The sequence below is a fragment of the Pseudoalteromonas maris genome (genome assembly GCF_049257235.1).
GTDB lineage: Bacteria > Pseudomonadota > Gammaproteobacteria > Enterobacterales > Alteromonadaceae > Pseudoalteromonas.
The window spans coordinates 206,721-231,934 of the sequence record NZ_JBMMUF010000001.1 but is presented as its reverse complement, the minus strand read 5'-3'; the positions used below and the strand labels follow the sequence as shown (position 1 = coordinate 231,934).

The window sequence follows — 25,214 nt, the reverse complement described above, 5'->3', positions numbered from 1 at the left end:
TAACGTGTACCTTTTTCAGTTGTAAGGAATAAAAAAAGCCGTGTTAGAACAGTGCTAACACGGCTTTTTGAGACAGTAAATGAGTGAAAATTTCACTCACATGTCGAAAAGGAAATTACGCTGCGAAATTTTGGTTCGCGAAGTCCCAGTTAACAAGTGCCCAGAAACCTTTCAGGTAATCAGGACGCACGTTACGGTAATCGATGTAGTAAGCGTGTTCCCATAGGTCAACTGTTAGTAGTGGAGTAACGCCAGCTTCAGTTAGTGGAGTTGCAGCATTTGACGTGTTAACGATATCTAGTGAACCGTCGGCAGTTTTTACTAACCATGTCCAGCTTGAACCGAAGTTGTTAACTGCTTTGTCGTTGAACGCTTCTTGGAACGCTTCGAAAGAACCCCATTTAGCGTTGATTGCGTCAGCAACAGCACCTGTTGCTACGCCGCCACCGTTTGGAGATAGGCTGTGCCAGTAGAATGTGTGGTTCCAGATTTGCGCAGCATTGTTGAATACACCGCCTTCTGATGAACATACGATTTCTTCTAGTGTTTTGCCTTCGAAATCAGTACCTTCAATTAAGCCGTTTAGTTTTACTACGTAAGTGTTGTGGTGCTTACCGTGGTGAAACTCAAGCGTTTCTTGAGAAATGTGCGGCTCTAGTGCGTTGATTTCATACGGTAGTGACGGTAGTTCAAATGCCATGTTTTTCTCCATCTATCTTTATTTGAAAAAGGGCTCACAGGGCTGCCAACGCAGCGTTTTATATACTGAAAGCCATTATAGTGTTACTATAATTCCTGAGTATTTTACTCAAGTTTAAGCAAACAGCAACGCCTAACGGCGCTATCTCAGTGCCATAGGTCAGCATATTGCCCGTTTTAGTACGTTAATAGGCTAATAAGCATAGGCGTTTTTAAGCGCAATGCGTGATAGTTTCCAGTACTCATGTTACACATGAATTATTTCTATGCTGGCTATCAAGGTGATGCTGTTTGCTTTAAAATGACACGTATTCCTAGACATTGTGGTCACAGTGGTGATTTTCAACAGCAATCATCACCTTAAACATAAATTGAGGTTGTTCATGGAAACAATTGATAAGATCAAACAGCAAATTGCTGAGAACCCAATTATCCTTTACATGAAGGGTTCACCTAAACTTCCTAGCTGCGGTTTTTCATCTCAGGCTGCACAAGCGATGATGTCATGCGGTGAGCAGTTTGCTTATGTAGACATTCTACAAAACCCAGATATTCGTGCAGAGTTACCTAAATATGCAAATTGGCCAACTTTCCCACAGCTTTGGGTTGAAGGCGAGCTAATTGGCGGTTGTGACATTATTATCGAAATGTTCCAGCGCGGTGAACTTCAGCCTCTTATTCAAGAGACAGCGGCGAAATACAAAGACGCCGAAGAGCAAGCGAGCGAGTAAGCGCGCGGCTTCTACTTAGAAGCACACTCGGTTTGCGCGAAATATGCAAACACACAGAAAAGCCAGCTAAGCTGGCTTTTTTAATTTTACCTATATTCATACATAAAAGCTCAACACGTCCAAGTATCTACTACACTGTGTAGAAACGTTTGTGGAGAAAAAGTCGTGTTTCTATTACAGCGTTATTTTGCATTTGTTATCTTTACATCACTATTGAGTGTCTTTTGCACACATGCAAAGGACACGCTCAGTCCCACCAATGAATTCCACCTTCAATATCAAGTAGGCTCAGTGCAACGCAACTACACAGGTGAGTGGCGAGTACAATCGTTATTTATTGACGCGGGTAAGCCCAGTACAGTGATCGTGGCGACATTAAATTGGCCGCCTTATATCGGGCGTCAGCAGTGCAAAAATGGTTGGCTCACCCATTATATGGCCGCGGTACTCATTGAGTCAGGTTACAACCCCGAGTTTAGATTTTTGCCATGGGTACGCGCTGTGCGTATGGTTGAACTGGGTCATGCCGATATTCTTGCGCCCGAGTATGAAATCGAACCGAGCTCTCCATCAGATGTTGTTGCCGGAGATACGCGACTGCAACATTTAGCCATGTCGGTGCCCTTTGCTAATACGCCTGTCAATTATCTTGCGTTGGCCAAAAGTAATATAAAAGAGGCACCAAGCCTGACTGAGCTGCCTAATTATTCACTGGGGGTTGTAAGGGGGTACCAAAACTCGCCAGATGTCGATGCGTTAATCGACAGTGGTAAACTAGTAACAGCCCTAGCAGTGGACGACGCGCAAAACCTTTCCTTGTTACTGCGAGCGAGAGTAAACCTTATCATCGGCGATCCAACTGTGATTGATACCCTAGCAAACAGGGCGGGCATAGACACACGTGCATACCGAGTGCTACAGCCCGCTATTACTGAGCAATCTTTATATTTTGCGTTGTCTAAATCTAAACCTCGGTGGCAAACATTATTGCAGCATATCAATACAACCATAGAGCAATTCAAAGCGGCAAATATGGACGTTGAATTTGCCCTGCAAATTGGCAATGAATGCAGCCAGCAATAAAAAAGCAAAGTAAATCAATATTCACATCAGTGAATAATTATTCACCAAGCCCGGCAGTTTACGTTAACGTAAACCTGTTTCTATTAAACGTAAATTGTCAACTTTTTAAAAATGACACTGGTGTCATGTTAAAAATAACGAAAATAACGTGGCTAAATGATGCAAGTTGTTTACATTGTCGTGGTGTTTACAAATAATGAAAAAAATTCAATGATGTGAATATGTATTCATTATTTCGTTGACACCCTGTAGACAAAGAGTTAGCGTTTACAGTCCGTCGTGTCAGCATTACATCCAGGTTAATGAGCAGCCGACGTGCAGTAGCAATGGGGATGGGGGTCCAACATGTTATATGACTCAAATTTAGAAAAAGATAATTGCGGGTTTGGTTTAATCGCTCAGGTTAACGGCCAAGCTAGCCATAAGTTAATTCGCACAGCGATCACAGGTCTGGCTCGTATGGAGCACCGCGGCGGCATCTCAGCCGACGGTAAAACGGGTGATGGCTGTGGTTTGCTGATGCAAAAACCAGATAGTTTCTTTCGTGCAATAGCGAAGGAAAACGAATGGTTGTTGGGCAAGAACTATGCTGTGGGCATGATTTTTCTTAGCCAAGATCCAATCAAGGCACAAACAGCTAAAAAGGTAATCAACAAAGAGTTAGAGCAAGAGACCCTGACGCTTGTTGGCTGGCGTGATGTGCCGACTAATACAGAGTGTCTAGGTGAAATAGCGCTCAAGCAACTGCCTCAATTTGTACAGGTATTTGTAAGTGCCCCAGAAGGGTGGCGACCCAAAGATTTAGAGCGCCGTTTATATATCGCGCGACGTCGCATTGAAAAGCAACTCGTTGATGACAGCGATTTTTATATCGCTAGCTTGTCTGGTCTAGTCACAGTGTATAAAGGCCTGATGATGCCTGATGACTTGCCAAATTTTTATCTCGATTTGGCCGATATGCGCATGACATCGGCAATTTGTGTATTCCACCAACGTTTTTCAACCAACACACAACCGCGCTGGCCACTCGCCCAACCATTTCGGTATTTGGCCCATAATGGTGAAATTAATACGATCACTGGTAACCGCCAATGGGCACGAGCGCGTGCCTACAAGTTTGCTTCACCGTTATTGCCGGACTTACAAACAGCGGCGCCTTTTGTAAATGAAAGCGGCTCAGACTCCTCGAGTCTAGATAATATGCTTGAGTTATTCCTTGCTGGTGGCATGGATTTGTTCCGTGCTATGCGCATGCTTGTGCCGCCGGCATGGCAAAAAAACCGTGCGATGGATGATGACCTGCGTGCCTTTTACGACTTTAACTCTATGCACATGGAACCTTGGGATGGTCCAGCGGGTATTGTTATGTCTGATGGTCGCTTTGCGGCGTGTAATCTTGATAGAAATGGCCTGCGCCCAGCGCGTTATGTGGTCACCCAAGATGGTTTTATTACGCTCGCGTCAGAGGTGGGGATCTGGGATTATGCTGCAGATGAAGTGGTAGAAAAAGGGCGTGTTGGTCCAGGCGAACTGATGGTTGTAGATACCTTGCATGGCAAGGTGTGGCACTCAGACGAAATTGACCAAGATTTAAAGTCGCGCCACCCATACAAGCAATGGATGGAGCAAAACGTCAAACAGCTTACTCCATTTGAGCAGCTCAGTGATAAAGAGGCGGGGAACCGTTCTTTTGATGATGATACTCTGCTGATCTATCAAAAAATGTTCGGTTACACTAACGAAGAGCTGGATCAAGTTATTCGCGTAATGGGCGAAAATGGTCAAGAAGCCACGGGTTCGATGGGAGATGACACGCCGTTTGCAGTGTTGTCTCAAGGACATCGCTCACTGTATGACTATTTCCGTCAAAAGTTTGCTCAGGTGACCAATCCACCTATCGATCCGCTGCGTGAGAATCACGTTATGTCGTTGGCGACCTGTATTGGTAGTGAGCAAAACGTATTTAATGAAACGACAGGGCATGCAAAGCGTTTGCAGTTCGACTCACCGGTATTGATGTACTCAGACATGGTGCAGTTGCGCAGTGCCAGTGATGAGTACTACTCACACAGCCAAGTTGATTTGAACTACACCAGCGAAGAAACGCTTGCACAAGCGATTGACCGAGTGTGTGATGAAGCACAGCGCAAAGCACAAGCTGGCACCGTGATGCTGATCCTAAGCGATCGTCAAATCACGCAAGATAGTCTGCCCATTCCCGCTGCTATGGCAGTAGGTGCAGTGCATCAGCGCCTAGTTAACAACAACTTACGTTGTGACACTAACATCATCATTGAAACGGGCAGCGCCCGTGATCCACATCATTTTGCTGTGTTACTCGGGTTTGGTGCGACCGCTATCTACCCGTATTTGGCTTATGAATCATTAGTGGCAATGAGTGATGATAAAACCATTGATAAGTCATACCGCGAGGTGACCTTGTCATATCGCAATGCTATCAACAAAGGCCTATTCAAAATCATGTCGAAGATGGGCATCAGTACGGTAGCATCGTATCGTTGCTCAATGTTGTTTGAGGCAGTGGGTCTGTCAGACGACGTGGTAGAGAAATGCTTTAACGGTGTTGCCAACCGTATCAGTGGTGCTAATTTCGACGACTTTGAACACGATCAAACGAGTTTGCGTAAGCTGGCGTTTAGTCCGCGTAAATTGTTAAGCCACGGTGGTTTGTTGAAGTTTGTTCACGGTGGCGAGTATCACGCATATAACCCAGATGTAATTCAGTCTCTGCAAAAAGCGGTTCGCTCCGGTGATTACAGCGACTATAACGTGTATGCGGATCTTGTGAATAAGCGTCCTGTAACGAACTTGCGTGACATGTTGGCGTTAAAAGCGAACTGCACGGCTGTTGATATCGATGACGTAGAGCCGGCAACGGATTTATATAAACGCTTTGACTCGGCGGCCATGAGTATTGGTGCGTTGTCACCTGAAGCACACGAAGCGCTGGCGATCGCCATGAACCGCTTAGGAGGCTGTTCTAACTCTGGTGAAGGCGGTGAAGATAAACTGCGTTACGGCACTGAGAAAAACTCACGTATTAAACAAGTGGCGTCTGGTCGCTTTGGCGTCACTCCACATTACTTGCGTAGTGCCGATGTGATTCAAATTAAGGTGGCGCAGGGCGCTAAACCGGGTGAAGGCGGTCAATTGCCGGGTGAAAAGGTCACACCGTACATCGCCAAATTGAGATATTCGGTGCCGGGTGTGACGCTGATTTCACCACCACCACATCACGATATTTACTCGATTGAAGATTTAGCACAGCTGATTTTCGATTTAAAACAGGTGAACCCTGATGCCATGATTTCGGTCAAGCTGGTATCTGAGCCTGGCGTAGGCACGATTGCTACAGGTGTTGCTAAAGCCTATGCCGATTTAATCACCATTGCTGGCTATGACGGTGGTACTGGCGCAAGCCCGTTAACCTCAGTTAAATATGCTGGCAGCCCATGGGAACTCGGCCTTGCTGAAACGCAGCAGGCGTTGGTCGAAAACGGCTTACGTCATCGTATTCGTTTACAAACCGATGGTGGTTTGAAAACAGGCTTGGATATCATAAAAGCGGCCATCTTGGGTGCTGAAAGCTTTGGTTTTGGTACTGGCCCTATGGTTGCTCTTGGCTGTAAGTATCTTCGCATTTGCCACTTGAATAACTGCGCAACGGGCGTAGCAACACAAGATGAGACCCTACGTGCTAAGCACTATCACGGTTTACCAGAAATGGCGATGAACTACTTTAAATTCATCGCTCAAGAAGCCCGCGAAATTATGGCTTCACTTGGCGTAACGCGCCTTGTGGACTTGATCGGGCGTACTGATTTGTTAGAAGTCATAGAAGGCAATACACCGAAACAGCAAAAACTGGATTTATCGCATTTGCTGGCGCAGCCAAAGAATATCAGTGGCCAGTCTTTGTATTGCTCAGCACCGAATACGTCGCACTATATTGGGACGTTGAATGAGGAGCTGCTAGCTAAAGCGAAAACAGCGATTGATAGTAAATCGGGTACCGCGTTAGTGACACGCGTATGTAATACCGACCGTTCAGTCGGTGGCATGTTGTCGGGCTATATTGCTTCTAAGCACGGTAACCAAGGTATGGCCGCAGACGCGGTGCGCATTGAATTGCATGGCACCGCAGGGCAATCATTTGGTGTGTTTAACGCTGGTGGTTTGGACATGACCTTGATTGGTGATGCTAATGACTATGTCGGCAAGGGCATGGCTGGTGGCCGCTTGGTAGTGCGCCCGCCTGTGGGCTCTTGTTTCCAATCACATCAAGCATCCATTATTGGTAACACCTGTTTGTATGGTGCAACAGGCGGTAAGTTGTTTGCAGCGGGCTGTGCGGGTGAGCGCTTTGCAGTGCGCAACTCGGGCGTTACAGCTGTCATTGAAGGGCTTGGCGATAACGGCTGTGAATATATGACAGGCGGTGTAGTGTGCGTATTAGGCAAAGTGGGCATTAACTTCGGTGCAGGCATGACGGGCGGTTTCGCTTACGTGCTTGATGAAGGTAAAGATTTTGATAAGCGCATCAACCCTGAGCTGGTTGAGATTGTGGCCCTTGATAACTTGGCTACACACCAAGAGCATTTACGTGGCTTGATAGCAGAACATCTTGATTTAACAGGTTCGGCGCGAGCAGAAGCAATATTAGCGAGCTTTGATTTGTACTTGCCTCTGTTTAAGCTGATTAAGCCTAAATCAAGTGATGTGAATAGTTTATTGGGCCACCGTGCCCGCAGTAGCGCAGAATTGCGTGTGCAGGCACAGTAGGAGGAAGTATGAGCCAAAATGTTTATCAATTTATTGATGTGCAGCGTGTTGATCCGCGTAAAAAGCCCATCTCAACCCGTAAGCAGCAGTTTGTTGAAATATACGAGCCGTTTTCACAAAACCAAGTCGACTCTCAAGCTGACCGTTGTTTGGATTGCGGTAACCCTTATTGTGAGTGGAAGTGCCCAGTTCACAACTACATCCCACAGTGGCTAAAGCTTATTCGCACTGGTCGTATTCTTGAAGCTGCAGAGCTGTCGCACCGCACTAATAGTTTACCTGAGGTGTGTGGTCGTGTGTGTCCACAAGACCGTTTGTGTGAGGGCGCGTGTACGCTTAATGAAGAGTTCGGTGCGGTGACCATAGGTAATATTGAAAAGTATATTACTGACACTGCGTTTGCGATGGGTTGGAAGCCTGATATGAGACACGTTGTCTGGAGCGACAAGAAAGTGGCTATTATTGGCGCTGGCCCAGCGGGACTCGGATGTGCAGATGTGTTGGTGCGTAATGGCGTCAAGCCTGTGGTGTTTGACCGTCATCCAGAAATTGGTGGCCTGCTAACCTTTGGTATTCCGTCCTTTAAGCTTGAAAAAGAAGTGATGCAGCGTCGTCGTGAAATTTTTGAAGAAATGGGTGTAGAGTTCAGACTTAACACAGAAGTAGGTCAAGATATTGAGTTACAAACCATTATTGATCAATATGATGCGGTGTTTTTAGGGGTTGGTACTTATCAGAGTATGCGCGGTAACCTAGAGAATGAAGACGCACACGGAGTGCATGACGCACTACCTTTCTTAATTGGTAACACTAATCGTGTGATGGGCTATGATGAGCATAACGACCCGTACATTGATATGCAGGGTAAACGCGTTGTTGTCTTAGGCGGTGGTGATACTGCGATGGACTGTGTGCGTACATCAGTTCGCCAACAAGCTGAACATGTCATTTGTGCATATCGTCGTGACGAAGAGAACATGCCAGGCTCAAAACGTGAAGTAAAAAATGCCAAAGAAGAGGGCGTTGAATTTATCTTCAACGTTCAGCCAAAGGGCATTGAAGTCAATGAACAAGGGCAGGTGACTGGTGTTCGCATGGTGAAAACGCAACTGGGGGCACCAGATGAAAATGGTCGTCAACGTGCGCAAGAAGTTGCAGGCTCAGAGCATGTGGTTGCAGCAGATGCCGTGCTCATGGCATTTGGCTTCAAACCACACAAAATGGATTGGCTTGAACCTTTTGGGGTTGAAATCAATGCTTGGGGTGGTATTACTGCCCCTGAGCAAGGTGACTATACGCATCAGACCACTAACCCGAAAATCTTCGCAGGTGGTGATGCAGTGCGTGGTTCAGACCTTGTGGTTACGGCAATATTTGAAGGCCGTAACGCAGCCGAAGGGATCATGGATTACTTAGAAGTGTGAATTCACTTCTCTAATGATTAGAAGGCGGGCACTGGCCCGCCTTTTTTGTTATCCGTAGGCGGCAATAAGCTCTTTGGCATTGGCCAAGGTTGTTGCGCTGATATTATCGCCACCCAATAAGCGTGCAATTTCATCAACTCGGCCCTGGCTACTCAGCGCTTTCATTTGCGTGTAGGTTTCATCATTAGCCACCTCTTTGGCGACGAAGAACTGATTCATGGCACTGCAGGCGACCTGAGGCAAGTGGGTAACACAGATCACTTGTGTTGACTCTCCTAATCGACGCAGCAATTTACCTACCGCTGACGCTGTAGGCCCAGAAATTCCCACGTCAACCTCATCAAAAATAAGGGTAGGGGTGGTCACGCGTTGGGCGATGATGACCTGAATAGCCAAGCTGATCCGAGACAACTCACCGCCAGAGGCCACTTTAGAAAGCGGCTGCATAGGTTGCCCTGGGTTGGTGCTGACCAAAAATTCAATGCGATCTTGCCCCAAACGCGACGGTGCACGTACAGAGTCATTGTCTAATTCAATGGCAAAACGGCCATTTTCCATCGACAACTCGTGCATACTTGTACCAATAAGCTCACTTAGGGCTGTAGCAGCATCTTGTCGGCTCTTCGATAACTCTTCACTGTGTTGTTGATATAAGGCAAGGGCATCATTTATCTCCGTGTCTAGTTGCGCTAGGCGCTCATCATCAACGCATATCGCCTCAAGACTAGCTTTAATTTCTTGGTGATGAGTAACCAGCTCTTTGGGATTGACCATGTGCTTGCGTGCTAGGCTGATTGCACTGGCCAAACGCTGATCTAGCTGCGAGAGACGCTCAGGGTCTAACTCCGTATTGTCACAATAGCCGCGCAGCTCTCTACTTGCTTCTTCTACCTGAACGCAGGCTTCGTTAAGCATGTTTGCAATACCTTCAAGCGCAGGGTCAATGGCTGCAAGTTCTACCATCGCATTGGCACTGTGTTGCAGTGCACCACTGATGGTTTGTTCATCACCCTCATACAAGGCATATAGCTGCTTTTGCGAGCCTTCAAGTAAGTGTTGAGCATGGCTTAATGTGTTGTGCTCAATTTCAATTTGCTCAAATTCGTCTTCTTCCAACGCGAATTCGTCGAGTTCTGCTACTTGATACTCCAGTAGTTGTTTTTGCGCCTGTTGCTGAGCGTGTTTGGCTTCAAGCGCTTTTAGTTCACGCTGGAGAGTTTGATAGTGGTCAAAGGCACTGGCTGTGTTATCCAAAAGTGTTTTGTGACCAGCATATTCATCAAGTAAGTGCAATTGATGGTCATTTTTCAGCAGTAACTGGTGAGCGTGTTGACCATGGATAGACAAAAGATACTGCCCCAGTTCTTTTAGTTGTGCCGCAGTTACCGCTGCACCATTAATGTAGCTTTTACTGCGCCCATTTTTGGCAATAACGCGTCGCAAAAGGCACTCGTTATCGTCACTCTCAAGCATATGTTCTTGCAGATACTGCTGTGCTTTTGGTAGATGTGTGATGTCGAAGCGAGCGCTGATATCTGCTTGTTTAGCGCCCGGTCTGACCGCGCCTGCATCGGCTCGTTCGCCTAAGCATAGAGAGAGGGCATCGATAGCAATAGACTTACCAGCACCGGTTTCACCTGTGATAGCGGTCATGCCCGCATGCCATTGGGTTTCAAGCTCGCTGACAATAGCAAAATTAGAAATTGTAAGTCCCGAAAGCATACTGTTTATCCATCCAGTTATATTTAACTGTTAATTTATACAGTGTTTTCGGTTTTTGCAAATTAATTTTTAAGCAAATTCGGCTGGTTCTTTCTGCTCAGTAGCATCGCTTGTTTGTGCGTCTTGCTCTGTCTTTTGGGCAAGCGCTTTTTCTTCGATGCTGAGTTCAGGTGTTGTCAAAGACGTAAGCAAACTAGGCAGAATTTCTTGGTAGAAGGTTTGATTAAATTCAATACCGCGATGGGGAATATCTTGCACAAATCGCTGCATACGCTGAGTCAGCCCTTCAATGTCTTGGCGCGCATCAGCTTTGGTAAATTCGCTTTGTAATGTGTTGATCACGCGATCGGTGATGTACTCGAGATACTCGAGTTTTTCGGGCGTTTTGTTTTGCACTACAAAGAAATTTGAGCAAATTGCGTTGATAGTTGTGGTGTTTTTCGGACGCAGAATTCTCGCGCTTGCATAGTCGCTGATCACCGCAGAAAAACGTTGTTGGATCGCTTTTACGCGATTGTTAAATGCTCGGCGCTGCGCTTCACGTGCTTTTTCTCTGTTGCGCTCAACAATAATGTACAGGCCAAGTAAGGCTATAAGAAGGATCAGAGTGAGAATTACTACCAAAGCCATAACCAATACTGCGTTTCACCGTGACTATTTAATAGCGCTATTTTTATGTAATTGGCACATTATTGCAATTAATAAAATAGGTGTTTTTCACACTCACGTCTAAGGTGCTGTTTATATTTGTAGTTTGCTTTTGCATCAGAGCTCAGTACAGTCGAGAGCCCCAATTTAGCTTTTGTCTCAATACGTTATAGTAAGAATAATCTGTTGGGTGAATGAGCCTTAGCGGTTTTTCAGCCTTTTTTATGACCACTTCGTCGCCAGGTAAAGTTGCCAATACCACATGACTGTCGCAGCTTACTTGAAGGCTATCAGTATTCTCTAAAGACAGCTGTAAACGAATAATACTGTCACTGTCTACCACAAGAGGGCGGCTAGACAGGGTATGGGGAAACATTGGCACTAGCGCCATGGCATTGAGGCCAGGGGTGAGAATAGGACCACCACCGGAGAGCGAATAGGCGGTTGACCCTGTTGGCGTCGATACGATTAAACCGTCAGATTTTTGTGAAAACACAAAGTCATCATTGATAAAGCATTCGAACTCTATCATGTGAGCAACCTTGTCAGCGTGAAGCACGGCTTCATTCATCGCTGAGTTAGCACTTTTAAGTTCTGCATGGCGAAATACTTCCACTTCCAATAAGAAGCGCTTTTCTTCAATGTACTTACCGCTGAGCACTTGTTCGAGTGCTGCTTCGAACCCATCTGGATTTAAGTCTGTTAAAAAACCTAAGTTGCCGCGGTTTACACCAATTACACCAACATTAAAGCGCGCTAGCACCCGCGCAGCGCCAAGCATATTCCCATCACCGCCAACCACAATCGCTAAATCAGCTTTTTCGCCAAGCTCGACGAGGTCTACTAGCGTTGCCTCTTCAGGGTTCGCCAACTGACCACCGTAATGGCGCTCAACAAGCACGTCATAACCTAAAGCTTGCAAAAAGGCGTAAAGGCGTTGTAATGTCAGCGCCGCGCCTTCGTGATTTGCTTTACCGATTAAGCCAATTGTTTTAAATGGAGCGCTCATATCTGTGCCATGTGTAATCTAACTCTCTATAGATTAACGCAAAAATGGTGGGGTTGAAACTGAGGCAAAGAGCCTAAATTATAACAATATGAAATTATCTCCACGTGATGAGCAGATTTTCTCTGCTGTAATGAGTTTATACTGTGACGGCCAAGGGCTACCGGTCGCTTCGTCGCGCATTGCCAAACAAAAAGGGATGGCAGTGTGCAGTGCCACAGTGCGCAACGCGATGGCGCGCCTAGAAAAACTCGGTTTACTCTACTCGCCGCACACTTCTGCCGGGCGGATCCCAACTCAAGCAGGGTTCAATCTGTGGTTTGAGTCCTATTTTCAACTCCAGCAACTTGGGCAATACTGGCAGCCACCGCAAGCCAAGTTAGTTGAGTTTGCTCATCATTTGGCACAGCGTTATAAGGTGTGCTGTTGCGTGGGGCTGCCGCAAGTGAGTTCACAAGTAGTGTTTAGGGTTGAAGTACTTGATTTTGACCGTGAACATTGGTTGGTGTTACTCCTCGATCGCCAAGGTCAGGGACACAATATTCTGATCACCAAACCCTTAGAGGCAAATGATGAAATTCGTTATCAGTTTGCCACCTGGTTAAACTCAGTGTTTGCACAGCAGAACCTCATTGAGGGTATGCATAGAATGAAAGCGATGAGTCGAACAGCCCCGTATTTTTGCCATGGTTCACTGGCACAATGGACGCGCGAATTAGCGAGTAAGTTAGGTAGTGACAACAGTATTGTCGTGGGTGAAAACAACCTGTATACCTACGCCCAACCTGAGCAAGAATTTAATATTGGTGTGCGCTTTTTGCACATGATTGAGGACAAGTTAGCGTTTCGCAACGGCGTGTCTGTACTCTTTGGCGACGAGTTATCACATCAAGGGTACGAACCTTTTTTAGTCTTTAGTTTGGCCTATTTCGCAAATCACGAATATCAGAGTCGATTTTGCGTAATTTTGCCAAAGTCAGCGCCAATTGAGGCAATCATTCAAGAATTTGCACAAATCGGTGATGTAGACTCTTGAATCGAGAAAATCCACCCCCATAATGATTCGCAGTTACGCAGTTTTTGGAGAATAGAATTATGTCTGAGCAACAACAGACTAACGAACACGAGCAAGAAACAGTAGAAGCGCAAGCTGAGCAGGTGCAAGAAGAACAAACACCTGAGCAAGAACAAGAGCAAAGTGTTGAAGCAGAACTAGCCGCTCTGCACGCTGAGTTAGAAGCTGCTAAGCAAACTATTGAAGACCAGAAAGACAGTGTTGTACGTGCAGCTGCAGAAGTTGAAAACATTCGTCGCCGTGCAGCACAAGACGTTGAAAAAGCACATAAGTTTGCACTTGAGAAGTTTGCGAACGAGCTACTCCCTGTCATTGATAACCTTGAACGCGCTATCGAATTTGCCGACAAAGAAAACGACGCAATTGCTCCTGTAATTGAAGGCATTGAAATGACAGCGAAAAGCTTTGTTGATGCTGTAGCCAAGTTCAATGTTGAAGTTGTAAACCCGCAAGGTGAAGCTTTCAATCCTGAGCTACATCAAGCGATGAGTATGCAACCGAGCGAAGACGTTGCACCTAACACTGTTTTAGCAGTGATGCAAAAAGGCTACACGTTAAACGGCCGTCTACTTCGTCCAGCGATGGTCATGGTGTCTAAGGCTCCATAATCAGCTATTTGTGATTAAATGAGAAATGCCCACTTACGAGTGGGCATTTTTTTTGTGATGCCACAGTTGTGCTACGACTGTGAGAATGACTGCGCTGAACATCATAGTGGAGAAGGTTATGGCATTTTCAGGATGAACGAGCGCTAAAATCGGCCCTACAAATGCACCACTACCGAATCTTAGTGTACCAATCACCGCTGTTGCGGTGCCTGAATTACGTTCGAATTCCATTAAAATAAGCGCATCTGCGTTTGAGGCGATGATCCCCAAACTCATCATCAACGGTGCGATACTCCATACAATGTAATACAACGACATTTCCAAGGTACTCACTAGCATCAAGGCGCTGGCACTCACTATCGCTAATGTGAGCCCGTAAAACAGCATTTTTCGTGAGCCCACTTTGGGCACGACACGGGTATTAATAAAATTACCCAACATGAGCGCTATCACGTTAAACGCGAAAAGCACGCCAAATAACTGTTCAGAGACTGAAAAATAGTCCAGATATATGAAGGGCACGGAGGTTAAAAAGCAAAAGAATGCAAACGACACCAACATTGAGCTAAGAATGTCTGCTCGTGCTTTAGGCTCGCTTAAAATGACCCCATAGCTCTCAAAAAACAGTTTCAAGCCGCGTTTTTCACTGCGGTAAATCGGGATATCTATGAGGTGCTTTTGCACCCAAGCTAAAATAAATAGCGCGTAGAATCCCAACACCAAGAAGATCACCTGCCACTGTGCCAAGCCCATAATGAGTGAGCCGATACTAGGTGCCGCCAGCGGTGCGACCATCATGATCATTGATACATAGCTCATGCCTTTGGCAGTGTTTTGTTGGTATATATGGCGAATTATGCCGGGTACGACTACTGTAGCAGCAGCCCCGGTGAATGCTTGGAGTGCCCTTAGCCCCCAAAACAGATAGATATCTTGGCAAAATGCCAATGCAATTGAGCACAGAGCAAATAACCCAAGACCAATGCGCGCTAACCGGCGTCGACCCATTTGATCGGCGATGGGGCCGAAGAACAGCATTCCCAGTGCATATCCAGCAAGATATACGCTCAATGAGATCTGCACCTGGGGCATGGTTGCGCCCAAGTCATTAGCAATTTGCACCATGGCAGGTAAATACATATCAACAGCTAGCGGCGTAATCGCGACTATGCTTGCCAGCAGGGGCAACAGTAAACGCCGACTGGGCGTTCTTCTTTCTTCCATGGACATAGACAAATAATCTTCTAAATTTGATGAAGTGCAGAGTCTAAGCGAGCGCACAGATGAGTGTGAAAAGTGTATTCAGGCTTAGATAATCACTATAGCATCAGTTTAAAATGCACAGTAGCGATATGAGATTAACTTTATGTTAATTATCAAGCTTTAACATCTGCTAGGCGAGGAAAGCTTGGTTTGTTATCCTAGACAAAACAGAAGCAAATTGGGAACAAAAATGAAAAAAGTAGTGTTAGCGTTAGCGGCCGCCGCCGTGATTGCAGGATGTAAAACGTCACCAACAGGGCGCACGCAAGTCACCTTGTACTCCGATAGTCAAATGAGTCAGTTGGGTGCGGCTAGTTTTGCAGATATGAAACAAAAGCAAAAAATTAATACTAATAGTGCTACCAACGCATACGTTCAATGTATTGCAGATGCAGTGATCTCAGTGTTGCCACAAAAATATGCACAACAGCAATGGGAAGTTGTGGTGTTTGAAGAAGATTCCGCCAATGCCTTTGCCTTACCAGGTGGTTACATAGGCGTGCACACAGGGCTGTTAAAAATTGCTAAAAATCAGGACCAATTAGCAAGTGTCATTGGTCACGAAGTAGGCCATGTGATCGCAGAACATTCAAATGAACGAGCATCACAAAGTCAGATGTTGCAAACCGGTATGCAGCTAGGCGCTGTGGCAATGGATATGGGTGAGATTGGCTATCGCAATGAAATTATGGCGGCATTGGGCTTAGGCGCACAGTATGGCGTGGTGTTGCCATTTAGCCGTACTCATGAAAGTGAGGCGGACGAAGTGGGGTTAGAGCTCATGGCAAAAGCTGGCTTTGAGCCTCAGCAATCAGTGGCACTTTGGCAAAATATGGCGCAAAGCGGGGGCGCGACGCCACCCGAATTTTTGTCTACCCACCCATCACCTTCGAGTCGAATTAATGACTTACAAAAACGCATGGCTAGTGCCAATGCACTCTATCAAGACGCCTACAATAAGGGTAATCGACCTCAGTGTCGCTAATGTAGGAGATAACAGTGCTCAGACGATGGGTCATCACTGCGCTGCTCTTAGGAGCAGCGTTCACCTTAGATAGCTTATTGGCGGTACCGGTGTTTGGTGTGCAATGGTATAGCCCTGAGTTTATGGCGAGTATCATACCGACATTTAACCTCATTAAGTTATTAGTGATGGCCATCATTACTGGGTTTTTATGGTGGGCAGTACCAAAACTGAACTGCACGCCCTTTGCGACTATGGCCATGCAGTTTGTTGCTTTGATGTGTGCTGTGCATGTGCTGTTGTTGTTCGCTGGGCGACAAAGTGTGATAGACACGCGAGTAAACTATCAATCTGTTGGTCAATTTACGGTAATGACCTCGCAAGAACAGCAAATAAAAACACACACTGTTTATTTACTGTGTAAAGAAACACTGGGCTTCTATTCACTTATTGAATTAATGCGCCGTCCATATTTTGAAGGGGCGTATGTGGCAAAGAAGGGTGAGCAATGGTACTTTTTTTCAAGCGAACCCTATGCTTTGGCAGATGCCAGTAATGTGCAGTTAGCGTGTAAATAAAAAAGGTGAGCACTTGCTCACCTTTTTTGTTCTGTGTAACACAGGTGTATTAAGCTCGGCTAATGAACTTGCTCTCAGCGGTGTTAATTTTGATTTTGTCGCCACTTGAGATGTGCTCAGGCACTTGTACAACTAAACCCGTTGTAAGTGTTGCAGGCTTGGTACGCGCACTGGCTGATGCACCTTTGATAGACGGAGATGTGTCTGCAATTACCAACTCAACACTTGACGGTAAATCTACAGAAACAGGACGCCCTTCAACAAGCACAGCTTGAACACCTTTGGTTGACTCATCAATGAACAATAGTTGCTCAGCGATGCTGTCTTTGTTTAGGTGGTAAGGTGTATAGTCTTCTTCGTCCATAAAAATGTATTCATCACCATCTACGTATGAAAACATCACCGGACGGCGTTGCAGATCCGCCAAGTTTAAGTTGTCTTCAGCTTTGAAGGTTTCGTCAACCTTCCCGCCGTCTACGACATCGTACATACGCATACGGTATAAGCTGCCACCTGCGCGACCTTGAGGCACAGAGCGCTCAATATCACGGACAATCATTACACGACCGTTATAATCAATCGCAGCATGTTTTTTAATTTCGCTAGCCTTAGGCATAGTCTTACTTCCTTTAAATTTTGTCGGCCTTAACTTACCTGATCAAAAGGTCCAAGCCAAGTGGATTTGCGGCACAGATTCAGTTGTGTTGGTACCCAGTTTGTTATGCCAATATTGCCACTCGACACCTAGCATTAAGGTTTGCTCTGGCATATCAAATGCGTGACCCATGTCCCACTCAAGGATTGGCTGCGCCAAAATCCAGCTTTTCACTTTGCCACCAAGTTCGTTTTCACGCTCATCGATGTACTCAACGTGGCCAGTAAAGTAGAACTTTTGTTCACCAAGGCTAAATGGCGCGCCCCATGCGAGGTCTATCATCCAGCTATCGGTTTCTCTCGGCGCACCGCCTGAGCTAATACCATCGTTATCATCAATATACGCAGTCACAAGGGTTGAGACGAAATCAAAGCCTTCTACTTGCCAGTCGAATTTGATACCAGGAAGGTATTTCATCACATTGGCATCGCCAGCAGCATTAAAGCCCATGACGAAACCAACATCTTTAATAGGGCCTAGTTGCGCTTTGTTGCCACTGATTTTGCTGTAGCTAAAGTTGGTGTACCACTCACCATAGAAATCGCTGTCTTGATAGCCATCTTCAACATCATCATTAAGAATATCGATGAAGAAAAAGTTATCGCCTAGGCTGTATGCTGAAGCGTGTTGCAACGAAAAGTTGCTGGTGTTGGCTTCAGCTTTAGTGAATGGGTTTTTAAACTCACCGTAATTAACGTGCAGTTGAGTTTTACTCCAGGTTGCAGCCTGAGCGCTGCCCACAAGTGCGCTTGCAGCAATTGATGCCGCAGCAAATACAGATGATTTATTGAATGTCATATCAAGATTTTAAATATAAGGAAAGTCGGTACGAATTATAGCAGATGGCGACTTGGCGCCGCCACTGCTCAAAAGAATTCAATGAATTTGGAGTGTTAGACTTTATGGCGACGTAAAATGATGATCGCCACCGCAGTAACAGCCAAGATGAAGCAATAAAATGCAGAGGTTGATACTTCCCACGGACTAATACTAAATGTTGCGCCCAACAGCAGTGCTTGCGCGCCATAAGGTAGAGCACCTTGCATCACACACGCGAAGATGTCGAGTAGACTCGCAGAGCGTTTTGGAGAAATATCACCATCTTCAGCCAGCTTTTTAGCCACAGGTCCTGCAACAATAATAGACACAGTGTTATTAGCGATGCACAGGTTTGAGGTCATTACTAACAACGCGATACCTATCTGATCAGCGACTTGACGGTTAAATTTGGCAATCAATTTAGTGAATGCTTGAATTTTGCGCGCTAGGAAATCAAGGCCACCGCCACGGCGAATGAATTCAGACAACCCGCCGATAAACATCGATAGCAAAAATATTTCCTGCATATTGGCAAAGCCCGTATACACATCTTTGACAAAGGCAGCTCCTTCGTACGCGCCTGTAAAGCCCATCAATGCAGCAAATAAAATACCACTGAAAAGCACAACAAACACGTTTAAGCCCATGACCGCCAGTACCAAAATGAAGAAGTAAGGCAGTATTAATAGCCAGTCAAAGTCGCTCACTTCAACGGCTTGTGGCTCAGGCGTTAAGTACACAAGTAAGGCAACCGTAAGCGCAGCAGCCGGAAGTGCAATTTTTAAGTTCTCACGGAATTTATCTTTCATCTCACAGCCTTGGGTGCGAGTTGAAGCGATGGTCGTGTCAGAGATAATAGATAAGTTGTCTCCAAACATGGCCCCAGAAACAATGGTGCCTGCCATCAGTGCTGGGTCAATGCCCGTTTTCATCGATACAGCGAGCGCGATTGGCCCAATTGCGCCAATGGTTCCCATAGATGTCCCCATGGCCGTTGACACCACCGCGGCAATTAAAAATAAGCCAGGTAATAAAAAGCTCGGCGGAATAAAGGATAAACCAGCGTTAACAATCGCGTCCACGCCACCCGTTGCTGTGGCAACGGCTGAGAATGCACCTGCGAGTAAATAAATAAGGCACATAGTAATAATGTTGCTGTGACCTGCGCCGCGCACAAACGTTTCTACTGAGTCATTGATGCTTTGCTTACTGACTAAAAACGCGATAAAAATCGCCGGCAAAATCGCTACGGGCGCAGGAAGTTGGTAAAACGCATAATCGACGCCTTGCGCTTGCAAGTACAGACCAGTACCAAGAAAGAGTGCAACGAAAGTAAGTAGTGGGAGGAGCGAGAGTTTCGCTGTTGTAGCGTTAAAGTTAGGCTGCATGAATACCTCAAATAAAATCACCAACAGCCAAAAACTTCTTTTAGCTGCATTTATTACGTAATGACCGCAACACCTCGTCATCACACGCGCCCGCAAGCCAAAGACCAAATCGGCGCCAATTCGGGAAGTTTAAACGTATGGATGGCTAAAGTCTATGGTGATGATGTAATTGTTATAGTTTTTCATTTTGTAGCATAAAAAAGCAGCAACATCTAATGCGCTCACAATACCCCATTGACTAAAGTGAAAAACATTGAGGGTCATGAATTTAATCACAGGTTAGTTGCTCGCGCCCTGCGCTTATCTGCGATAGCATTGGCACTATAAGAATATGAACTAATATTTGAGGATTACTATGAGTGTTGGATTGGGGATACTGGGTGCCAATGGTCGAATGGGGCAGGCGCTATTAGAGGCAGGCAATGCGCAAGAAGATAGCCACTTAGCAGGCGCATTTGTACGCGCGCACTCACCATTAGTTGGGCTACCTGTAAACACTTTAGTTAAAGGCTTAGCAGATCACGCTTTGACGTTTACGAGTTTAACCGACACTAGCTGTGCTGATGTACTCATTGATTTCACCCTGCCAGAGGGGATGTTAAATCATCTGGATATTGCGGTGGCTAATAATATTCCAATGGTCATTGGCACAACAGGGTTGGATGATGCGCAAATGCAGCGTTTGCATGAAGCAGCAAAGCATATCCCAATTGTGTTTTCACGTAACTACAGTGTGGGCATCAATCTATTACTTGATTTGGTGCAAACGGCGGCAACCAAACTTGGGGATGATGTCGATATTGAGATATTTGAGGGTCATCATCGCCATAAAATTGATTCGCCATCTGGGACGGCACTGGCGATTGGTGAAGCAATCGCCCATGCCAAAGGGTGGCAACATGATGACGTGGCAGTTTATGAACGCTCACAAAGTGAGCAGGCTAAAAGCCAAAAGGAAATCGGTTATTCGGTGCTTCGAGGTGGTGATATTGTTGGCGAACACACAGCTTATTTCGCATTAATGGGAGAAAGGCTTGAATTAACACACAAAGCAAGCTCTAGAATGACCTTCGCGCGAGGCGCTGTTAGGGCTGCAAAGTGGGTGCAAAATAAACAAGCTGGCTTTTATACCATGCAAGATGTGCTTGATTTGGGCTAGTAAATGTGCATTTTTGAGAGTTTGGTGCTTTTTTTGAGTTAAAGGTGCTGTTTTTAGCGTTTATTGATTTTTAATTAGATCTTTGACCTACTCTCGTGTAGAATATCGCCAATTTGCCAAAATTTCATATCGCGTTAATTAAAACGCGCTAAACGGGTAGTAAATCTGTCGCAATTTTACTCCCGTTTTTTACTGTTAGGAGGTTAACTTGACTAAATCCGCTCTGTTAGTCCTAGAAGACGGCACAGTGTTTCGCGGTACTGCAATCGGCGCTGACGGCATGTCAGTAGGCGAGGTAGTATTCAATACGTCGATGACTGGTTATCAGGAAATTCTTACTGATCCATCATATGCGGAACAAATCGTAACCCTGACTTACCCGCACATTGGTAACACGGGCACTAACAGCGAAGACGAAGAAGCTGGAAAAATCTGGGCAAAAGGCCTAGTGATCCGCGATTTGCCACTGCTAGCGAGTAATTTCCGTAATGAACAATCATTGAGTGATTACCTTAAGGAACGCAACATTTTAGGTATCGCTGATATCGATACACGTAAGTTGACGCGCATCCTTCGTGATAAAGGTGCTCAAAATGGCTGTATCATTGCTGGTGATGACATTGACGAAAGCAAAGCTTTGGAAGCTGCAAAAGCGTTCCCTGGCTTAAAAGGCATGGATTTAGCCAAAGTAGTTTGTACTGAGTCATCGTTTGAATGGCGTGAAACAAGCTGGACATTAGGCGAAGGTTTCAAAACCCTAGCGCCAGAAGATGAAAAATTCCACGTTGTTGCTTATGACTTCGGTGTGAAGCGCAACATCTTACGCATGTTGGTTGACCGTGGCTGTAAGCTCACAGTAGTTCCAGCGCAAACAAGTGCAGAAGAAGTGCTGGCGCTTAACCCAGACGGTATCTTCCTTTCAAATGGCCCTGGTGACCCAGAACCATGTACTTACGCGATTGAAGCGATTAAAACCTTCCTAGAAAAAGATATTCCAATTTTCGGCATCTGTCTTGGTCACCAGTTATTGGCACTGGCCTCAGGTGCGAAAACAGTAAAAATGAAGTTCGGCCACCACGGTGGTAACCACCCGGTTAAAGACCTTGACCGCAATGTTGTAATGATCACAGCACAAAACCACGGTTTCGCGGCGGACGAAGCAAGCTTGCCTGAGAATCTTCGTGCTACGCACAAGTCTCTGTTTGATGGCACATTGCAAGGTATTCATCGTACCGATAAGCCAGCGTTTAGCTTCCAAGGTCACCCTGAAGCAAGCCCAGGCCCACACGATGCAGCGCCACTGTTCGATCACTTTATCGAACTAATGCAAGCGCAATCTAACTAATTTGAGACCGGAGTAAAAATGCCAAAACGTAATGATATTCAAAGCATTCTTATCTTAGGCGCGGGTCCGATTGTAATCGGTCAGGCCTGTGAGTTTGACTACTCAGGTGCTCAAGCCTGTAAAGCGCTTAAAGAAGAAGGCTATCGTGTTATTCTTGTTAACTCGAACCCTGCGACAATCATGACTGACCCAGAAATGGCAGATGCGACGTACATCGAGCCAATTCACTGGGAAGTTGTTGAAAAAATTATTGAAAAAGAAAAGCCAGATGCAGTGCTACCAACAATGGGTGGTCAAACTGCATTGAACTGTGCGCTTGATTTAGACAAGCACGGTGTGTTGGCAAAACACGGTGTTGAGCTAATCGGTGCAACTGCGGATGCAATCGACAAAGCGGAAAACCGTGAGCGTTTCGACGCGGCAATGAAAAATATCGGCCTAGAGTGTCCGCGTGCTGAAATCGCACACTCAATGGAAGAAGCGCACGACGTGCTTTCACGTATTGGCTTCCCATGTATCATTCGTCCTTCTTTCACCATGGGTGGCACCGGTGGTGGTGTTGCTTACAACATGGAAGAGTTCGAAGAAATCTGTACTCGTGGTCTAGATTTATCACCAACCAATGAGCTTCTTATTGACGAAAGCTTACTCGGTTGGAAAGAGTACGAGATGGAAGTTGTTCGCGACAAAAACGACAACTGTATCATCGTGTGTTCGATTGAAAACTTCGACCCAATGGGCGTACACACAGGTGACTCAATCACTGTAGCACCAGCACAAACCCTAACAGATAAAGAATACCAAATCATGCGTAATGCCTCGATGGCAGTACTGCGTGAAATCGGTGTTGAGACAGGTGGTTCAAACGTTCAGTTTGGTGTGTGTCCAAACACAGGCCGTATGGTTATTATCGAGATGAACCCACGTGTATCTCGCTCATCAGCACTTGCGTCAAAAGCGACGGGTTTCCCAATCGCAAAAATCGCGGCGAAACTTGCTGTAGGTTACACGCTTGACGAGCTACAAAACGATATCACAGGTGGTGCAACGCCTGCATCGTTCGAGCCATCGATCGATTATGTTGTAACTAAGATCCCACGCTTCAACTTTGAGAAATTTGCTGGCGCAAATGACCGTCTAACGACGCAAATGAAGTCAGTGGGTGAGGTGATGGCGATTGGCCGTAACCAGCAAGAATCACTGCACAAAGCACTTCGCGGCCTAGAAGTGGGCGCGACAGGCTTTAACCCAATCTTACCTGTAGGTGAGAAGGGCGCTATTGAGAAGATCACCCGCGAACTTCGAGAGCCAGGCGCTGAGCGTATCTGGTACATTGCTGATGCAATGCGCCACGGTATGAGCGTTGAGGACGTATTCAATTTAACTAAGGTTGACCGTTGGTATCTAGTTCAAATCGAAGACATCATCAAAGATGAGCAACAGATTGAAGAAGTTGGTTTTGCGGGTCTTACTGAAGAATTCTTGCGTCGCTTGAAGCGCAAGGGTTTTGCGGATGCGCGTATTGCAGAGCTTGCAGGTGTGTCTGAAGCAGAAATCCGCAAGAAGCGTCACCAGCTTGAAATCCTGCCTGTATACAAGCGCGTAGACACGTGTGCGGCAGAATTTAGCTCAGATACAGCATACATGTACTCAAGCTATGATGAAGAGTGTGAAGCGGCGCCGTCTGACAAAGAGAAAATCATGGTGATCGGTGGTGGTCCTAACCGTATCGGTCAAGGTATCGAATTTGATTACTGTTGTGTACACGCGGCGCTTGCGATGCGTGAAGATGGCTATGAAACTATCATGGTTAACTGTAACCCTGAGACGGTTTCTACTGACTACGACACATCTGATCGCCTGTTCTTTGAACCAATCACGCTTGAAGACGTACTTGAAATCGTGCGTGTTGAAAAGCCAAAAGGCGTAATCGTGCAGTATGGTGGTCAAACACCACTTAAACTTGCACGTGAACTAGAAGCGAACGGCGTGCCAATAATTGGTACTTCTCCAGATGCAATCGACCGTGCAGAAGACCGTGAGCGTTTCCAGCAAATGGTTGACCGTTTGAACCTACTTCAGCCTGAAAACGCAACAGTAACTTCGCTTGAAGAAGCAGTTGCTAAGTCTAAAGAGATTGGTTTCCCACTGGTTGTGCGTCCTTCTTACGTACTCGGTGGTCGTGCGATGGAAATCGTTTACGATGAAGACGACTTACGTCGCTACATGACAGAAGCGGTATCTGCTTCTAACGAAGCGCCAGTCCTGCTTGACCGCTTCTTAGACGATGCCATTGAAGTGGACGTTGACGCTATCTGTGACGGTACTGACGTTATCATCGGCGGTATTATGGAGCACATCGAGCAAGCAGGTGTTCACTCAGGTGACTCAGCATGTTCACTACCAGCACATAGCCTTAGCCAAGAAATTCAAGACGTTATGCGTGAACAAGTACGCAATATGGCCCTTGAACTTGGTGTAGTAGGTTTGATGAATACTCAGTTCGCTGTAAAAGATGGCAAGGTTTTCCTTATCGAGGTTAACCCTCGTGCTGCGCGTACTGTGCCGTTCGTATCAAAAGCAACCGGTGTTGCGCTGGCTAAAGTAGCGGCACGTTGTATGGCGGGTCAATCATTGGCAAGCCAAGGTGTAACTAAAGAAATCATTCCTCCTTATTACAGCGTAAAAGAAGTGGTACTTCCTTTTGCTAAGTTCCAAGGTGTTGACCCGATCCGTGGCCCTGAAATGCGCTCAACGGGTGAGGTAATGGGTGTGGGTGATACGTTTGCTGAAGCATTCGCTAAAGCCCAGCTTGGTGCAGGTAATGCTTTACCACGTGGTGGTCGCGCGTTACTATCGGTTCGAAATGGTGACAAAGCACGCATCGTTGAGCTTGCTAAGACCATGATCGAATTAGGTTTTGAACTAGACGCAACATCAGGTACCGCTGCGGCACTTGAAGATGCAGGTATCGCAGTTCGTCGCGTAAACAAGGTATTTGAAGGTCGTCCTCATATCCTTGACCGCATCAAGAACGGTGAGTACAGCTACATCGTAAACACCACAGAAGGTCGTCAAGCAATTGAAGACTCAAAAGTGTTACGCCGTGGCGCGCTAATGCATAAGACTAACTACACAACAACACTCAATGCTGCCTTTGCTAACTGTACAGCAAACACAGCAGATGACCGTGGTAGTGTGTCGTCAGTTCAAGAGTTACACCAACGAGTTAACTAAGCGATTG

19 protein-coding genes are annotated in these 25,214 nt (G+C 46.1%); 11 read left to right on the top strand and 8 right to left on the bottom strand.

Going from position 1 to position 25,214, the window contains the following annotated elements; translation table 11 throughout:
- Positions 1-115: 115 nt before the first annotated feature.
- Positions 116-700, bottom strand: a complete 585-nt coding sequence (locus tag AAEU32_RS01070; protein WP_421968695.1) for a superoxide dismutase — start codon at positions 698-700, stop codon at positions 116-118.
- A gap of 382 nt (positions 701-1,082) precedes the next feature.
- On the opposite strand from AAEU32_RS01070, the gene AAEU32_RS01065 reads away from it, so the two are divergent.
- From AAEU32_RS01065 to AAEU32_RS01050, 4 genes are all read left to right on the top strand, one after another.
- Positions 1,083-1,430: a Grx4 family monothiol glutaredoxin gene (locus AAEU32_RS01065; RefSeq protein WP_421968694.1), complete on the top strand. Its 348-nt coding sequence runs from the start codon at positions 1,083-1,085 to the stop codon at positions 1,428-1,430.
- Between the two features lie 165 nt (positions 1,431-1,595).
- A complete protein-coding gene (locus AAEU32_RS01060) occupies positions 1,596-2,513 on the top strand; it encodes a substrate-binding periplasmic protein (RefSeq protein WP_421968693.1) in 918 nt (305 codons plus the stop codon).
- A 345-nt stretch (positions 2,514-2,858) separates the two neighbouring features.
- A complete protein-coding gene (gene gltB, locus AAEU32_RS01055) occupies positions 2,859-7,316 on the top strand; it encodes a glutamate synthase large subunit (RefSeq protein ID WP_421968692.1) in 4,458 nt (1,485 codons plus the stop codon).
- A gap of 8 nt (positions 7,317-7,324) precedes the next feature.
- Positions 7,325-8,740, top strand: coding sequence for an FAD-dependent oxidoreductase (locus AAEU32_RS01050; protein ID WP_421968691.1), 1,416 nt, complete (start codon positions 7,325-7,327; stop codon positions 8,738-8,740).
- Positions 8,741-8,788: 48 nt separating this feature from the next.
- Here AAEU32_RS01050 and recN read toward each other — a convergent pair whose 3' ends face one another.
- The 3 genes from recN to nadK form a co-directional block, all read right to left on the bottom strand.
- A complete protein-coding gene (gene recN / locus AAEU32_RS01045; protein ID WP_421968690.1) occupies positions 8,789-10,462 on the bottom strand; it encodes a DNA repair protein RecN in 1,674 nt (557 codons plus the stop codon).
- 69 nt (positions 10,463-10,531) lie between these two features.
- Positions 10,532-11,092 (bottom strand): hypothetical protein, encoded by a 561-nt coding sequence (locus AAEU32_RS01040; RefSeq protein ID WP_421968689.1) that lies wholly within the window; start codon positions 11,090-11,092, stop codon positions 10,532-10,534.
- Positions 11,093-11,234: 142 nt separating this feature from the next.
- On the bottom strand, positions 11,235-12,119 hold the full coding sequence (nadK, locus tag AAEU32_RS01035) for an NAD(+) kinase (protein ID WP_421968688.1): 885 nt from the start codon (positions 12,117-12,119) through the stop codon (positions 11,235-11,237).
- An 88-nt stretch (positions 12,120-12,207) separates the two neighbouring features.
- Here nadK and AAEU32_RS01030 point away from each other — a divergent pair, with 88 nt between their 5' ends.
- Positions 12,208-13,152 carry an HrcA family transcriptional regulator gene (locus AAEU32_RS01030; RefSeq protein ID WP_421968687.1) on the top strand — a complete coding sequence of 315 codons (945 nt, stop codon included), beginning with the start codon at positions 12,208-12,210 and terminating at the stop codon, positions 13,150-13,152.
- Between the two features lie 59 nt (positions 13,153-13,211).
- Positions 13,212-13,799: a nucleotide exchange factor GrpE gene (grpE, locus tag AAEU32_RS01025; protein WP_421968686.1), complete on the top strand. Its 588-nt coding sequence runs from the start codon at positions 13,212-13,214 to the stop codon at positions 13,797-13,799.
- 33 nt (positions 13,800-13,832) lie between these two features.
- On the opposite strand, the gene AAEU32_RS01020 is transcribed toward grpE, so the two are convergent.
- On the bottom strand, positions 13,833-15,023 hold the full coding sequence (locus AAEU32_RS01020; RefSeq protein WP_421968685.1) for a multidrug effflux MFS transporter: 1,191 nt from the start codon (positions 15,021-15,023) through the stop codon (positions 13,833-13,835).
- A gap of 229 nt (positions 15,024-15,252) precedes the next feature.
- Between AAEU32_RS01020 and AAEU32_RS01015 the strand changes: the two genes are divergently transcribed.
- Positions 15,253-16,047, top strand: a complete 795-nt coding sequence (locus tag AAEU32_RS01015) for a M48 family metallopeptidase (RefSeq protein ID WP_421968684.1) — start codon at positions 15,253-15,255, stop codon at positions 16,045-16,047.
- A gap of 14 nt (positions 16,048-16,061) precedes the next feature.
- Entirely contained in the window at positions 16,062-16,604 is a 543-nt protein-coding gene (locus AAEU32_RS01010; protein WP_421968683.1) for a hypothetical protein, read from the top strand.
- A 49-nt stretch (positions 16,605-16,653) separates the two neighbouring features.
- Here the strand turns inward: AAEU32_RS01010 and efpL are convergent, their stop codons facing one another.
- The 3 genes from efpL to AAEU32_RS00995 form a co-directional block, all read right to left on the bottom strand.
- Complete coding sequence (gene efpL, locus AAEU32_RS01005; RefSeq protein ID WP_421968682.1) at positions 16,654-17,220, bottom strand: elongation factor P-like protein EfpL; 567 nt, start codon at positions 17,218-17,220, stop codon at positions 16,654-16,656.
- Between the two features lie 42 nt (positions 17,221-17,262).
- A complete protein-coding gene (locus AAEU32_RS01000; RefSeq protein ID WP_421968681.1) occupies positions 17,263-18,057 on the bottom strand; it encodes a nucleoside-binding protein in 795 nt (264 codons plus the stop codon).
- Between the two features lie 95 nt (positions 18,058-18,152).
- Positions 18,153-19,466, bottom strand: coding sequence for a Na+/H+ antiporter NhaC family protein (locus tag AAEU32_RS00995; protein WP_421968680.1), 1,314 nt, complete (start codon positions 19,464-19,466; stop codon positions 18,153-18,155).
- Between the two features lie 355 nt (positions 19,467-19,821).
- Here AAEU32_RS00995 and dapB point away from each other — a divergent pair, with 355 nt between their 5' ends.
- The 3 genes from dapB (at position 19,822) to carB (ending at position 25,207) form a co-directional block, all read left to right on the top strand.
- Entirely contained in the window at positions 19,822-20,625 is an 804-nt protein-coding gene (gene dapB / locus AAEU32_RS00990; RefSeq protein ID WP_421968679.1) for a 4-hydroxy-tetrahydrodipicolinate reductase, read from the top strand.
- Positions 20,626-20,833: 208 nt separating this feature from the next.
- On the top strand, positions 20,834-21,970 hold the full coding sequence (gene carA, locus AAEU32_RS00985; RefSeq protein ID WP_421968678.1) for a glutamine-hydrolyzing carbamoyl-phosphate synthase small subunit: 1,137 nt from the start codon (positions 20,834-20,836) through the stop codon (positions 21,968-21,970).
- An 18-nt stretch (positions 21,971-21,988) separates the two neighbouring features.
- The gene (carB, locus tag AAEU32_RS00980) at positions 21,989-25,207 is read left to right on the top strand and encodes a carbamoyl-phosphate synthase large subunit (protein WP_421968677.1); all 3,219 of its coding nucleotides are present in this window, start codon (positions 21,989-21,991) and stop codon (positions 25,205-25,207) included.
- The last annotated feature ends 7 nt before the right edge of the window (positions 25,208-25,214 follow it).

Excerpts from the sequence above, each read along its gene's own strand:
- AAEU32_RS01070 (WP_421968695.1), bottom strand. The coding sequence starts at position 700 with ATGGCATTTGAACTACCGTCACTACCGTATGAAATCAACGCACTAGAG.
- AAEU32_RS01065 (WP_421968694.1), top strand. The coding sequence starts at position 1,083 with ATGGAAACAATTGATAAGATCAAACAGCAAATTGCTGAGAACCCAATT.
- gltB (WP_421968692.1), top strand. The coding sequence starts at position 2,859 with ATGTTATATGACTCAAATTTAGAAAAAGATAATTGCGGGTTTGGTTTA.
- AAEU32_RS01050 (WP_421968691.1), top strand. The coding sequence starts at position 7,325 with ATGAGCCAAAATGTTTATCAATTTATTGATGTGCAGCGTGTTGATCCG.
- recN (WP_421968690.1), bottom strand. The coding sequence starts at position 10,462 with ATGCTTTCGGGACTTACAATTTCTAATTTTGCTATTGTCAGCGAGCTT.
- AAEU32_RS01040 (WP_421968689.1), bottom strand. The coding sequence starts at position 11,092 with ATGGCTTTGGTAGTAATTCTCACTCTGATCCTTCTTATAGCCTTACTT.
- nadK (WP_421968688.1), bottom strand. The coding sequence starts at position 12,119 with ATGAGCGCTCCATTTAAAACAATTGGCTTAATCGGTAAAGCAAATCAC.
- AAEU32_RS01030 (WP_421968687.1), top strand. The coding sequence starts at position 12,208 with ATGAAATTATCTCCACGTGATGAGCAGATTTTCTCTGCTGTAATGAGT.
- grpE (WP_421968686.1), top strand. The coding sequence starts at position 13,212 with ATGTCTGAGCAACAACAGACTAACGAACACGAGCAAGAAACAGTAGAA.
- AAEU32_RS01020 (WP_421968685.1), bottom strand. The coding sequence starts at position 15,023 with ATGGAAGAAAGAAGAACGCCCAGTCGGCGTTTACTGTTGCCCCTGCTG.
- AAEU32_RS01015 (WP_421968684.1), top strand. The coding sequence starts at position 15,253 with ATGAAAAAAGTAGTGTTAGCGTTAGCGGCCGCCGCCGTGATTGCAGGA.
- efpL (WP_421968682.1), bottom strand. The coding sequence starts at position 17,220 with ATGCCTAAGGCTAGCGAAATTAAAAAACATGCTGCGATTGATTATAAC.
- AAEU32_RS01000 (WP_421968681.1), bottom strand. The coding sequence starts at position 18,057 with ATGACATTCAATAAATCATCTGTATTTGCTGCGGCATCAATTGCTGCA.
- AAEU32_RS00995 (WP_421968680.1), bottom strand. The coding sequence starts at position 19,466 with ATGCAGCCTAACTTTAACGCTACAACAGCGAAACTCTCGCTCCTCCCA.
- dapB (WP_421968679.1), top strand. The coding sequence starts at position 19,822 with ATGAGTGTTGGATTGGGGATACTGGGTGCCAATGGTCGAATGGGGCAG.
- carB (WP_421968677.1), top strand. The coding sequence starts at position 21,989 with ATGCCAAAACGTAATGATATTCAAAGCATTCTTATCTTAGGCGCGGGT.